Source organism: uncultured Aquabacterium sp. (assembly GCF_947366995.1).
In the GTDB taxonomy this organism is placed as follows: Bacteria; Pseudomonadota; Gammaproteobacteria; order Burkholderiales; family Burkholderiaceae_C; genus Aquabacterium.
In genome coordinates this window covers 17,316-30,777 of the sequence record NZ_CANBCC010000014.1, presented here as the reverse complement: position 1 = coordinate 30,777, position 13,462 = coordinate 17,316, and the positions used below count along the sequence as shown (strand labels likewise).

Here is a 13,462-nt window from a genome sequence, read left to right as displayed (position 1 = left end):
AGGCAGGTTTTCACAACCTTTTGTCTGGCCGTGACGGATGCCGCTGTTCGGGGCTTCTGTCAGACAAATTCCTACACGCCGTGTAGCCGCCCGCCGACCGGCCTTACAGCCAGCCGCCTATCAAGAAAACTGGCCGTTGTTTGCACAATGACTCCATCGACAACGCAGTTCCGCACTGCACCGCACAGCAAGAACTCGGAGCACACCATGACCAACGAACAGATCCTGAACGAAATCCGCGAAACCAACCTCTCGTACCTGATGCTGGCTCAGAACCTGATCCGCACGGACCGCGAGCAGGCCCTGTTCCGCCTGGGTCTGTCGGAAGAAGCGGCCGACCGCCTGGCCTCGCTGACCCCGGCCCAGGTGCTGAAGATCGCTTCGGGCAACACCCTGGTGTGCCGCATGCGTGTCGACGACGACCTCGTGTGGAACCTGCTGACCAACCACGGCAAGGGCGCCGCCAACGACGCCGTCAGCCGCCTGCATGCCTCCATCCTGATGGCCGGCCGCCACCAGGAAGCCGCCTGATCCTCGGGCCGCCCGCCCCGCGTCCGCCGTTTTCGCCCTACCGAGAGAGACCACCATGCGCACCAAGAGCCTGTTGACCGAAGCCAAGCAAATCGAGCGCGCCGTCACCCTGATCAACCTGGGTGCACGCCTGCAAGTGCTGGAGTCGGAAACCGACATGTCTTACGAGCGCCTGCTGCGCCTCTACAAGGAAGTCTCGGGCAAGTCGCCGTCGAAAGGCCAGCTCCCCTTCTCGACCGACTGGTTCATGACCTGGCAGCCCAACATCCACGCCAGCCTGTTCATGAACATCCACGAGTACCTGAACAAGGCCGCGGAAATGGACGAGATCGACGTGGTGATCAAGGCCTATCAGCTCTATCTGGAACAGACCACCACCCAGAACCTCGAGCCGCTGCTGTCTGTGACGCGCGCCTGGCGTCTGGTGAAGTTCGTCGACAACGGCATGCTGACGATGACCAAGTGCTCCAAGTGTGGCGGCCACTTCGTCACCCACCCGCACGAGATCTCGCGTCACTTCGTGTGTGGCATGTGCAACCCGCCCGCCCGCGCCGGCAAGGGCAAGGCCGCTGGCGGCATCCAGATGCACTGATTTCCGGGGGCGGATGCCCTCACCCCGGCGCGGCGCCGGTTCACGCCGCATCGCAGTGGTTGTACCGGTTGTACCCGTTGTTCCAGTTGTATCCCGCCCGACCGGCCTGGTCGTCAAGTCCCTGCTCCCGTCAGGCGGACCCGTTCTGTTTCATGCTTGTCTCCTCCTAGCAGCACGGCAGTCTTGTGCTTTCGATGCGGGTCCCTCGGGACCCGCTTTTTTTTGCCGCCCATCAGCGCCGTCGCGCGTGCTCCATGCCGGGACACGCAGGCGCACGTGTGTCACCGCTGTCACACAGGCTCCAGAAAATCATGAGCGACCCCGCGGGTCTCCCCCCAAGCCGGCCCGCGCGCGGCGCGTGCTTGCCCCGATGACACGCCCTTGGCGCCCTGGCACGGTGTCTGCACCCGGACACCGACCGCACCCGGCCCGTCCGGGGCACGCTGCCAACACAACGAGACCATGAGACACCACATCGCCTCCCGCCGCCCCACCCCGCTCCGACTGAGCCCGCTGGCCTGGGCCACTCTGGCCAGCTGCGCCGGCCTTCTGCACACCGGTGCCGCCCGGGCAGCCGAGGCGTCCGAAGCGGCCTCCGAGGTCGATCCGGTGGTGGTCAGCGCCAGCACCCGTGCCACCCGCCTGCAGGACGCGCCATTCGCGGCCAGCGTGGTCGACAGCCGCACCCTGCGCGCGGCCGGGCCCATGGTCAACCTGTCCGAGGCGATGGCGCGCGTGCCGGGCCTGGTGGTCAACAACCGCAACAACTACGCGCAGGATCTGCAGATCAGCTCGCGCGGCTTCGGCGCCCGCGCCACCTTCGGCGTGCGCGGCCTGCGGCTCTACACCGACGGCATCCCGGCCACCATGCCCGACGGGCAGGGCCAGGTCGGTCACTTCGATCTGGCCGGCGCGCAGCGCATCGAGGTCATCCGTGGCCCCTTCTCGGCGCTGTACGGCAATGCGGCCGGCGGCGTGATCTCGCTGGTCAGTCAGCCCATCACCGAGCGCTTCTTCGAAAGCAGCGTGGATGTGGGCAGCAACGCGCTGTACCAGGTGCGGCTGGCCGGTGGCGCGCCGATCAGCGAGACGCTGTCGATGTCGGCCAGCGCCTCGAGCCTGCACACCGACGGCCCGCGCGACCGCAGCGCCGCAGACCGCCACCTGGGCAATGTCAAGGCCGAATGGCGCCTGCCGCATGACCGCATCGTGGCGCAGCTGAGCCACCATGTGCAGCAGGCGCAGGACCCACTGGGGCTGAGCCGGTCGCAGTTCGATGCCGATCCAGAGCAGGTCACGCCGGAGGCACAGCAGTACAACACGCGCAAGAACCTGAACCAGACGCAGCTCGGCTCGAGCTGGCAGCACCGCTTCACGCAGGCGGGGGCGCTGCAGGAAAGCCAGCTGGTGGCCTATGCGGGCCGACGGACGGTGACGCAGTACCAGAGCATCGCGGCTGGCACACAGGGCACCAATCCCCTGACGTCGCGTCACAGCGGCGGGGTCGTCGATTTCGACCGCGACTACATGGGCCTGGACGGGCGCATGAACTGGCGCTGGACGAACGTCGACCTGGTCACCGGCCTGAACATGGAGGATCAGTACGACGCACGCCGTGGCTACCTGAACTACACCGGCCCGAGCAGTGCGCCCCTCTACGGCGTCAAGGGCACCCAGCGGCGCGACGAGGCCAACTCGGCGCGCACCCGCGAGGCCTACGCCCAGGCGGAATGGGCCATCCTCCCGGATTGGGCGGCCACGGCCGGCCTGCGCTCGGGCCAGGTCACGATGGTCAGCAAGGACAGCTACGTGGTGGGCACCAACGTCGACGACTCGGGCACCATGCGCTTTCACTACAACACGCCCGTGCTGGGCTTGCGCTGGAAAGCCAGCCCGACTCTGACGCTGCATGCCGGCGCCGGACGCGGCTTCGAGTCACCCACCCTGGGCGAGCTGGCCTACCGCCCGGATGGCAGCGGCGGCTTCAACACCGCGCTTCAGCCGCAAACCAGCCGCCACGCCGAAATCGGCAGCAAGTGGCGCCCGGCCCCCGGCACGGCGCTGGACGCCACGCTGTTCGTCGTCAACACCAGCAACGAGATCGGCGCGTTGAGCAACAGCGGCGGGCGCGCCACGTTTCAGAACGTGGGCCACACCCAGCGCAAGGGCCTGGAGTTGAGCGGCCAGTGGCGTCTGAGCCCACAGTGGCGCACGGCCGCCGCCTTCACCTGGCTGGACGCCAGCTACCGAGACAACTTCCTGACTTGCGCGGGAACCCCCTGCACCACCGCAACCGCCCCCGTGGCCGCGGGCAACCGCATCGCCGGCACGCAGAAGCAGAACGCGTTTGCCGAGCTGGTGTGGCAGCCGAAGCGCGGCATGGAAGCCGGCCTGGAATGGCAGGCCCGCAGCCGCACGGCCGTCAACGACCGCAACAGCGACTTCGCCGCCGGCTGGGGCATCGTGAACGTGCGCTGGCTCCAGCGCTTCCAGCTTGACGCGAAGGGCAGCGCCATCGAGGTGCTCGCCCGCGTCGACAATGTGGGTGACAAGCGCTACGCCGGCAGCGTCATCGTCAACGATGGCAACGGCCGCTTCTTCGAGACCGCGGCAGGCCGCAATGCCTTGCTGTCCGTGCGCTACCTGCACGGCTTCTGACAAGGGCCGCCAAAAAAAACGGCGCCCTCTGGCGCCGTGGAGGGCCGGGGTGCTGAATCCCGGCGTCGCAATCAGGTCGTCATTGCTGCTTGTTCTGCCAGTGCAGCTTGCGGTAGATCGTGTTGCGGCTGATGCCCAGTTGCTTGGCCGCTTCGGAGATGTTGCCACGCGCAGCCTCCACCGCCTGACGGATGGTCTGCAGTTCGATGTCGACCAGCGAGGCGGGCGCCGATGGCGCGCTGGCCACGGTGCTGGGTGCAGCGGCCGGCGGAGCGGCGTGCCGGCCCATGTCCATGCCCTCGGCGGCACTCGCTTCGGGGTAGGCGTGCACCGGAGCGACCGCATGCAGCCCACCCTGCCCGTGGCCGTGCAGCCCGCTCGAGGCTGCGGCCGGCGGCACCATGCCGCCGCCGATGTAGCCTGATCCGGCCATGCTGCCACCCGAACCGGTCGCGGTGGCCCGTGCGCCCAGTCCGGCCTGGCTCTGGCTGCGCAGCACGTCGTCCATGAAGTCGTCCGAGAGGTGCGCGCGGGTGATGAAGCGCTCGTCACCCGCCATCACGCAGGCCGTGCGCAACACGCCCGCCAACTGACGCACATTGCCTTGCCAGCGGCACGCCTGGAAGAGGTTGAGCACGTCGGGCGCCAGTTCATGGGCCACATCCGGGCATTCCCGCTGCAGGATGCGCTCGACCAGCACCATCAGGTCGGTGCGCTCGCGCAGCGGCGGAATCCGCACCACCAACCCGTTCAGGCGGAAGTACAGGTCTTCGCGGAAGGTCTTGCGCTCGATCATCTCGCGCAGGTTGCGGTGGGTCGCGCAGACCAGGTTGATGTCGATGGGGATGGCGCGTCCGCTGCCCAGCGGCGTGACCTCGCGCTCCTGCAGCACGCGCAGCAGGTGGGCCTGAAGCGACAGCGGCATGTCGCCGATTTCATCCAGGAACAGCGTGCCGCCATGGGCCTGCACCATCTTGCCGACCGCGCCCTTGCGCCGCGCACCGGTGAAGGCGCCTTCCTCGTAACCGAACAGTTCCGACTCGATCAGCGTTTCAGGGATGGAAGCACAGTTGACTGCGACAAACGGTGCGCTCGCGCGGCTCGAATCCAGGTGGATGGCGCGTGCCAGCAACTCCTTGCCCGTGCCGGTCTCACCCTGGATGAGCACCGGGATGTCACGGTTGAGCACGCGCTTGAGCTTGTCGAGCAGGGCGGCCATCTGCGCGTCTCCGGTGGCCAGCGCACTCAGGCCGAGCTTGCGAGAGGCCGATGAACGCGGTGGCTCACCCGATGAGCCGGTTCCCGGCGTGCCCGGCACGAAGGCATCGGCCAGGCGGCCACTCGGCACGCCGAACGGGCTGCCGGGCGGCATGGCCGACGACACCGAGGTCGGCCCGCTGCCCAGCGAGCCACCCAGCCCGGCCGGGGCCGGTGCCCCCGTCACGCCGCCCATTTCGGCGGTGCGCAGGGGCGTCCGGCCGCCGGGGGCGGCGGAGGCGTCCTTGGGCGCGGAGGCCGCAGGCAGCGTCAGGCCGGAGCCGCCCGCCACCGCCGCCACCGGCGTGGCCTCGACGGCATCGGCTGTGGACTCCGACAGGCTGTGCCACACCGGCCAGTTGAAACGCGCACGCAGGTGCAGCTGGCGACCCGACACGGTCTCGACCAGCATGGGGCCCACCTGCGGTGAACGGAAGCGCTCGGTCAGCGCCCCCATGGTGGCACCGAACAGCGAAGTCACGGTGTGCATGCGCAGGGCTGCGCTGCTCATGCCCAGTTGCTCCTGGGCCCCGCGGTTCGCGCCCATGATGCGCCCGTCCGGGTTCACGGCCAGGATGCCTTCGGTCAGCGTGCCCAGGAACTCGGGTCGTGCATGGAGGTAGATGTGCCCCACATTGCGGTGGTCATCCGAGAACCAGTGGTTCTCGATCATGCGCACCGACATGCGCACCAGCCCCAGCGTGTAGGGATGGAAGGTGTGCTGGTCACCCGTCACGTCGAGCACGCCCAGGATGTTGCCGCGCGGGTCGAGGATGGGCGCGGCCGAGCAGGTCAGGAAGTGGTTGGCGTTGATGAAGTGCTCGGCGCCGTGCACCAGCGTCGGCAGTTCTTCAATCAGCGCCGTGCCGATCGCGTTCGTGCCCTTGGTCGACTCCGACCAGTTCACGCCCGGGCTGAGTGCCACCTTGGCCGCGCGCTGCAGGAAGGCATCCGGCCCGATCGTGTGCAGGATGGTGCCGTTGGCATCGGTCAGCACGACCATGCTCTGCGAATCGAGGATTTGCGAGAACAGCGTCTCCATCACCGGCGCCGCATGCACGTACAGCCGGTGGTTGCGCTCGCGCGCCAGGGCCAGCTCGTTGCGGCTGAGGGTCGGGAAGTCCAGCCGGTCGGTCCGGTTGAGCCCCATGGTCAGGCAGCGCTCATGCGACTGCTGAATGGTCTCGGCATGCCGCTCGCCCATCACAGGTTCGGGCAACACCGGGCCGCCTGTCTCGGACAGGCTGCCTCGCAGGGGTGCCCCGGGGTGGTGCAGCGTTCGCATGTTCATCTGGTGGGTCTCCTCGTGCTGTGACCGGCTCGCCGGAGGCGGGATCACCGCCGCTGGCACACCGTGCGGGGCATGTGTCCCCGTATCGTCACCTTCTGGAGCACACACCGCCCCAGTGGAGCGCCATGGTAGGCAAGGGTGTCAAGAAGCCGACACTGCCGGGAACCCTTTGAGGGTTAACCCTTGAAAGTGTCACGGAGCGTGACAGGTTTTCGCTGTACCTGTGTCAAACGCGCCGCGTGACACAGTGTCCCGACCTGGTACGGCGACGTTTCTGGCGCGGCGCTTGCCCAACCAGCCGCGCCATCCGTGCCGTGCCACCAGGAGCCACCATGCACCGTCCCCATTCTTGCCTCTCTGCCGTACGTGCCTGTGCCCTCGCCGCGGGCGTCGTCAGCGCCCTTTCGCTCGGCGCGTGCGGTGACGCGAGCGACCTGCCCACCACAGCCGGATACGGCGCGTCCCCGACGCTGCCCGCACCGAACCGACAGTGGGTGCCGACGGTCCACATCGCCGAAGCCACCGGGTGGCCGGCCGGCCAGCAACCGACGGCTGCCGCGGGGCTCAGCGTGCAGCCCTTCGCCACCGGACTGGTGCATCCGCGCTGGTTGCTCGCCCTGCCCAATGGCGACGTGCTGGTGGCCGAAACCAACGCCCCGCCCAAACCCGAGGACAACAAAGGCATCCGCGGCTGGTTCATGGCGCGGGCCATGAAGAAGGCCGGCTCGTCCGGCCCCAGCGCCAACCGCATCACCCTGCTGCGCGATGCCGACGGCGACGGCCGCGCCGAGGTGCGCACCGTGCTGCGCGACGGCCTGAACTCGCCCTTCGGCATGGCGCTGGTGGGGGGCCACCTCTACGTGGCCAACACCGACGCGGTGGTGCGCCTGCCGTTCAAGCCCGGCCAGACCCGCATCGACGCCGCCCCGGAGAAGGTGCTGGACCTGCCGGGTGGCCCGCTGAACCACCACTGGACCAAGAACCTGATCGCCAGGCCCGACGGGCAGCGCCTCTACATCACCGTGGGCTCGAACAGCAACGTGGCCGAGAACGGCATGGAACAGGAGACCGGGCGTGCGGCCATCTGGGAACTGGATCTGACCACCGGCCGTCATCGGCTGTTTGCCACCGGGCTGCGCAACCCCAACGGGCTCGCGTGGGAAAGCGGCCGGCTGTGGACCGTCGTGAACGAGCGCGATGAACTGGGCAACGACCTGGTGCCGGACTACCTGACCTCTGTGCAGGACGGAGGTTTTTACGGCTGGCCTTACAGCTACTGGGGCCAGCACGTCGACGAGCGTGTCAAGCCGCAACAGCCGGAGCAGGTCGCCCGCGCCATCGCACCGGACTATGCGCTGGGCGCGCACACCGCCTCGCTGGGCCTCGTCAACGCCGCAGGCAACGCGCTCTCGCCGCAATGGCAGCAGGGCATGTTCATCGGGCAGCATGGCTCGTGGAACCGCAAGCCCCGCAGCGGCTACAAGGTTGTCTTCATCCCGTTTTCGCAAGGCAAGCCTTCGGGCGAGCCGGTGGATGTGCTCACCGGGTTTCTGAGCCCCGATGGCAAGGCGCTGGGCCGCCCCGTGGGCGTGGCGCTCGATGGCCGCGGCGCGCTGTTGGTGGCCGACGACGTGGGCAACACGGTGTGGCGTGTCGGCCCCACGCCCCAGACCGCATCCCGCATCATGGAATGAAGGCGGTGTTCCTCGCTTTTCCACTAGGGCCGCGGCCGGGATGTCCCTATGATCCCGCCCAATGGGATTTCGGCGCATCACCAGCAGCATCGTCACGCGGCTCGTCCTCTTCGGCGTGGCGCTGGCCCTCACTGGCTCGGTGGTTCGCTATCACCGGCTGCCGACCTTTCTGCGCGACGACCTCGGCACCGTGCTGGCCGGCCAGCAGGCCGCGCTCGCCGGCTACGTGGCGCGCGACATCACCGCCAAGCTCGACGAACGCGAACGCACGCTGCACCGCCTGGCCACCGCCGCCCCGCTGGGTGACCTGACCGATCCCGAGGCGCTCCAGGCCTGGCTGACAGCCCAGCACCGGCTGCAGTCCGCCTTCGTGCCCGGCCTCGCCATCCTTGCACCGGACGGCCGGGCCCTGGCCGAAGTGCGGACGGCCACCCAGATGGGCGCATCGAACACGGCTGCAGCCATGCCCGCCTGGGTGCGCACCGCCTTCAACGGCACACCGGCACTCGGCCGGCCGCTGCGCGCGCCCCAGACCGGCGAAACGCTGCTCCCGATGGCGGCACCCATCGTCGACCCGCAAGGCCGCGTGCTGGCCGTCCTCACCGGCCTGACGGCCCTGGATGCACCCGGCTTTCTTCAGCCCCTGGCGCAGGCCCGCGTGGGCTCGATGGGCGGGCTGCTGGTGATTTCGCCCTACGACGGCCTCATCGTCGCGGCCACCGACCCCGAACAGGTGCTGCGCGATGCCCCGGCAATCGGCCAGATCCCGCTGTTCGATGCGGCGGCCACCGGTCACCAGGGCGGCGGGCTCATCACCGAGGCAAACGGCGCCGAAGCGGTCGCCGGTGTGGCGCCGGTGCCAGGCGCGGGCTGGTTCGTGGTGGCCCGCATGCCCGCCGACGAAGCCTTCGTCACGATCGAGCGCACCCGGCATTTCGTGCGCGTGCACGCCGTCGCCACGGTCGTCATCTTTCTGCTGCTGGCCTCGGTTGGCCTGTACCTCGTCTTCCGCCCCCTGCTGCGCGCGGCCGACCACGCCGACCGGATGAGCCGCGGCGACATGCCACTCGCCCCGCTGCCCGTCGTCCGCGACGACGAGGTCGGCCACCTCACCAAGGCCTTCAACCGGCTGCTCGCCCGGCTCATCGACAGCCAGAACGAACTGGCCCGCATGGCCCACCACGACGCGCTCACCGGGCTGCCCAACCGCCTGCTGCTGGCCGACCGCATGGGCCAGGCGCTGGCCCGCGCCCGCCGCACCCGCACCCGGCTCGCCGTCCTCTTCATGGACCTGGACGGCTTCAAGCCTATCAACGACAGCCTGGGTCATGAGGCCGGTGACCTGGCCCTTGTCGAAGTCGGGCGCCGCCTCGCCGCCATCGTCCGCGAAAGCGACACGCTGTCCCGCGTGGGCGGCGACGAGTTCGCCCTGGTGCTCAGCGACCTCGGCCTGAACAACGAAGATGCCAGCGCCAGCGCACGGGCCGTGGCCACCAAATGCATGCAGGCCCTCGCCGAGCCCGTGCAGATCGCCGGGCAGCCGTGCGCACTGGGCCTGTCCATCGGGATTGCGCTGGGCGATGGCGACAGTTCGTTCGACGCCTTGATGAGCACCGCCGACAGCGCGATGTACCAGGCCAAGCAGACTGGCCGCGGCCGCTACGTGCTGCACCTCGCCGAACCCGAAGTGCTGGACACCCACCCGGCTCGGCTCGCGGGCTGAGCCGGGCCCGCGCAGGGAACCCGCGGCTCGCACCCGAGTCGAAACACGCATGGACCCTCTGCTCGCCTTTCTTGCCATCGCCGCCATCGTCATCGGCGTGCTCGGCGTGGTACTGCCCTTGCTGCCCGGCACGCCGCTGATCTTCGTGGGCATGTGGCTGGCCGCCTGGGCGGACGGCTACGCCCGCGTGGGCGGCGGCACGCTGCTCGGCCTGGGCCTGCTGGCCCTGCTCGGCTGGCTGGTCGACTACGTCGCGGCCGTGATCGCGGTCAAGCGTGCGGGCGCCAGCCAGAGCGCCATGGGCGGTGCCGGCATCGGCTCCGTCGCCGGCCTCTTCGGCGGTCTGCCGGGCCTCATCCTGGGGCCCATGCTGGGCGCGCTGCTGGGCGAATGGGTGTCTCGGCGCGACCCGGCCCGCGCAGCGCGAGCCGGGGTCGCCGCCGGCCTGGGCTTCGTGCTCGCACTGGTCCTCAAGCTGATGCTGGCGGTGGCAATGGTCGGCTGGTTCGCGCTGGCGTGGTTCGTCGGCTGACTGCCGTCCGACACGCACCTTACAAGCTGTTTCAGCCTCACCCATACGGGGTGGACGAAAGCCCCGCGGCCCCGCTCAAAATCCTGCCATCCAAGCGCACCCGCGCACACAAACAGATTTCAGGGAACCCGCCATGGGCATGGGCACATCACTCCTGCCAGACGCTGTCACGTCTGCAGGCCAGGCCGCCGCGTCCGCCATTGGTTCGGCCGCACAGGCCGGGCTGAAGCACCTGCTGCGGCAACTGATCGCAAGCTGGCAGTCGGATACCCGGCTCTACACCCTCACCGGCGCATCCAGCGAACGCCCGCTGCCGGCCGACCTGATGGTCGAGCGCTTCACGCTGCACGAAGCCGTCTCCGAGCCGTTCCGGCTCGAGCTGCACGCGCTTGTGCTCGACACCCACGTCGAACTCAAGCAGCTCTACGCGCGCCCCGTCACCCTGCACACCACGCTGGCCGACGGCAGCCGCACCCGCCGCAGCGGCTACGTCACCGAGGCCCACAGCCTGGATGCCGACGGCGGCCTGGCCCGCAAGGCGCTCGTCATCCAGCCCTGGATCGCGCTGCTGGGCCACACCCTGCAAAGCCGGGTGTGGCAGGACAAGAGCGTCATCGACATCGTCGAAGATGTGTTCGCCGACCACAGCGCGGTGGCCGCCTGGCAGTGGAACGACGGCGTGGCCGACCACGTGGCACAGGGCCTGTTTGCCCGCAACGGTGGCCTGCGCTCGTACTGCGCGCAATACCGCGAATCCGACCTGGCCTTCGTGCAGCGCCTGCTGGCCGAAGAAGGCATCGCCTGGCGCGTGGAAGAAGACGAGGCCGCCCCCGGCGGCCACCGCGTGGTCTTCTTCGTGCGCAGCGCCGCCCAGCCGCAAGACCGCACCAGCCACACCGACGGCGGCATCCGCTTTCACCGCAGCAGCAGCCAGGAGGCCCAGGACAGCATCCAGGCCATGGGTGCCTGGCGGGCGCTGGGCCCCACCGCCACCGTGGTTCAGGGATGGGACTACAAGGCCCACACTGCCATCACGGCGGAGGTGCCCACCGCAAACCCGTGGGGTGGCGAGGAAGCCTCCAGCCTGCAAGGCTGGCTGGCCAGCTACGACCCCACGGGCGATTTCCTCTTCAGCGGCAGCGACGAGGCCACCTTCCTCGCCACCCTGCTGCAGGAAGCCCACGAAGCCCGCTACAAGACCTGGCTCGGCCACGGCACCGTGCGCACGCTGCGTGCCGGCACATGGTTTGCGCTGACGCAGAGCACGCTCGACCCGCTGGCCGTCTTCGGCCTGAAGGACGAAGACAAGCAGTTCTTCACCACGCGCGTGATCGCCCTGGGTGTCAACAACCTGCCGAAGGACCTGGGCGAGGCGGTGACCCAGGCCATCGGCGCCTCGGACCTGCAGGCCCGTTCGGGAGTGGGGGCCGACGCCGACACCGAGGCCCTGCACGAGCGGGCTGCGGCCACCGGCTTCGCCTGCGCGTTCGAAGCCCTGCGCCGCAGCGTGCCCTGGCGCCCCGTGCTGCTGGATGAAACCGGCCTGCGGCCCCGCCCGCGCCCCACGGCGCTCGGCCCGCAAACCGCCATCGTCGTGGGCCCCGGCGGCACTGTGTCACCCAGCGGCGCCGACGAACTGCACACCGACGCCCTCGGCCGCATCAAGGTGCGCTTTCACTGGCAGGCCAACCCCTTTGCCCCGCAGCGCGCCAACACCGACCACAGCTGCTGGCTGCGGGTGGTGCAGCGCGCTGCCGGCCCCGGCATGGGCCACCAGTTCATCCCCCGCATCGGCCAGGAGGTGCTGGTCGGCTTCCTGGGTAACGACATCGACCGCCCCGTGGTCATCGGCGCGCTCTACAACGGCCGGGGTGAATCGGGCCTGCCGCCCACGCCGGGTGGCGAAGCCGCACAGGCCGACACCACGGCGCTGGCTCAATCCACCGACCACCGCCCGGCCAGCCAGATGAACCGCGTGGCGGCTGGCGCAGGTGGCCACAGCCCCGCCTGGCACGGCGCCGCCCCCGGCAGCGCCACCGACGGCAACGAGGGCCAGGCCAATGCGGCGGCGCTCAGCGGCGTCAAGAGCAAGGAGTTCGGGGGCAGCGGCCACAACCAACTGGTGTTCGACGACACGCCCGGCCAGCAACGCCTGGCCCTGCACACCACGCAGGCGCAGACCTGGCTGCAGATGGGCCACCTGCTGCACCAGGCCGACAACCACCGCGGCAGCCTGCGCGGCCTGGGCCTGGAGCTGCGCACCGACGCCTGGGGCGGCCTGCGGGCTGCGCGCGGGGTGATGCTGAGCACCTATGCCTTGCCGCAGGCGCAAGGCCAGAGCGCCACGCCGGCCGGCGACAACGCACCCGGCATGGCGCTGGCCAAGCAGGCGCAGCAACTGAGCCAGACCTTCCACCAGGCGGCCACCACGCACCAGACGGTGGGCGTCGCCACCGCGGCGGGTTCACTGGGCGCCGGCCAGAGTGCGCTGAACGACCGCGCCGCCCCGGCGGCCGCACTCACCCAGAGCCTGAGCGGCATGGTGAGCGCGGCCAGCCTGGGCGACGCCTGCGGCGATGCGGCCGACCAGTGCACCACGCCCGGCACGGGCAAGGTGCCGCACATGGCCGACCCGAACATTGCCCTGATCGGCAAGGCCGGGCTGGGCCTGACGGCCGGGCAGGACCTGCACCTCAGTGCGCAGGACACCGTGCAGATCGCCAGCGGGCAGGACACGCAGGTGGCCGTGGGCGGGCAGGCCCGCGTGCACACCGGGCAGGCCATCGGCGTGCTGGCCGGGGCGATTCAGCCGGGGGCGGAAGCCGCAGGCAAGGGACTGACGATGATCGCCGCGCAAGGCGCGGTGGACATGCAGGCGCAGGCCGGTGCGGCGCAGGTGGCAGCCAAGCAGACGCTGGAGTTGAAGACGGCGAATGGGGTGGTGAACGTCGCGGCCGCCAAGAGGGTCGTGCTGGCTGTGTCGGGGGGTGCGAGCATCATCATTGAGGGGGGCAGCTTCACGGCGCAGTGTCCGGGGAAGATCACGGTGAAGGCGGGGAAGAAATCGATGGTGGGCGGCGGCTCTTCTGCATGGCAAATGCCGACCATGCCGACTTCCGTGTGCGTATCCTGCCTGCTCAACGCCGCCAAGTCCGGGTCGCCTTTTGCCAAACGCGGGTGAACG

8 protein-coding genes are annotated in these 13,462 nt (G+C 69.5%); 7 read left to right on the top strand and 1 reads right to left on the bottom strand.

The window, feature by feature from the left end; genetic code table 11:
- The first annotated feature begins 207 nt into the window (after positions 1-207).
- From flhD to Q0Z44_RS06060, 3 genes are all read left to right on the top strand, one after another.
- The gene (flhD, locus tag Q0Z44_RS06070; protein WP_109033803.1) at positions 208-531 is read left to right on the top strand and encodes a flagellar transcriptional regulator FlhD; all 324 of its coding nucleotides are present in this window, start codon (positions 208-210) and stop codon (positions 529-531) included.
- Between the two features lie 55 nt (positions 532-586).
- Positions 587-1,123, top strand: a complete 537-nt coding sequence (gene flhC, locus Q0Z44_RS06065) for a flagellar transcriptional regulator FlhC (RefSeq protein ID WP_298011243.1) — start codon at positions 587-589, stop codon at positions 1,121-1,123.
- 462 nt (positions 1,124-1,585) lie between these two features.
- Complete coding sequence (locus Q0Z44_RS06060; RefSeq protein ID WP_298011242.1) at positions 1,586-3,781, top strand: TonB-dependent receptor; 2,196 nt, start codon at positions 1,586-1,588, stop codon at positions 3,779-3,781.
- A gap of 79 nt (positions 3,782-3,860) precedes the next feature.
- On the opposite strand, the gene Q0Z44_RS06055 is transcribed toward Q0Z44_RS06060, so the two are convergent.
- Entirely contained in the window at positions 3,861-6,329 is a 2,469-nt protein-coding gene (locus Q0Z44_RS06055; RefSeq protein WP_298011241.1) for a sigma 54-interacting transcriptional regulator, read from the bottom strand.
- 332 nt (positions 6,330-6,661) lie between these two features.
- Here Q0Z44_RS06055 and Q0Z44_RS06050 point away from each other — a divergent pair, with 332 nt between their 5' ends.
- The 4 genes from Q0Z44_RS06050 to Q0Z44_RS06035 all read left to right on the top strand — a co-directional run bounded on the left by Q0Z44_RS06050 (position 6,662) and on the right by Q0Z44_RS06035 (position 13,459).
- Positions 6,662-8,023: a sorbosone dehydrogenase family protein gene (locus tag Q0Z44_RS06050; protein WP_298011240.1), complete on the top strand. Its 1,362-nt coding sequence runs from the start codon at positions 6,662-6,664 to the stop codon at positions 8,021-8,023.
- A gap of 61 nt (positions 8,024-8,084) precedes the next feature.
- Positions 8,085-9,746, top strand: a complete 1,662-nt coding sequence (locus tag Q0Z44_RS06045; protein WP_298011239.1) for a diguanylate cyclase — start codon at positions 8,085-8,087, stop codon at positions 9,744-9,746.
- Positions 9,747-9,795: 49 nt separating this feature from the next.
- Positions 9,796-10,278 (top strand): DUF456 family protein, encoded by a 483-nt coding sequence (locus Q0Z44_RS06040; protein WP_298011238.1) that lies wholly within the window; start codon positions 9,796-9,798, stop codon positions 10,276-10,278.
- A 139-nt stretch (positions 10,279-10,417) separates the two neighbouring features.
- Positions 10,418-13,459: a type VI secretion system Vgr family protein gene (locus tag Q0Z44_RS06035; RefSeq protein ID WP_298011237.1), complete on the top strand. Its 3,042-nt coding sequence runs from the start codon at positions 10,418-10,420 to the stop codon at positions 13,457-13,459.
- Positions 13,460-13,462 lie beyond the last annotated feature (3 nt).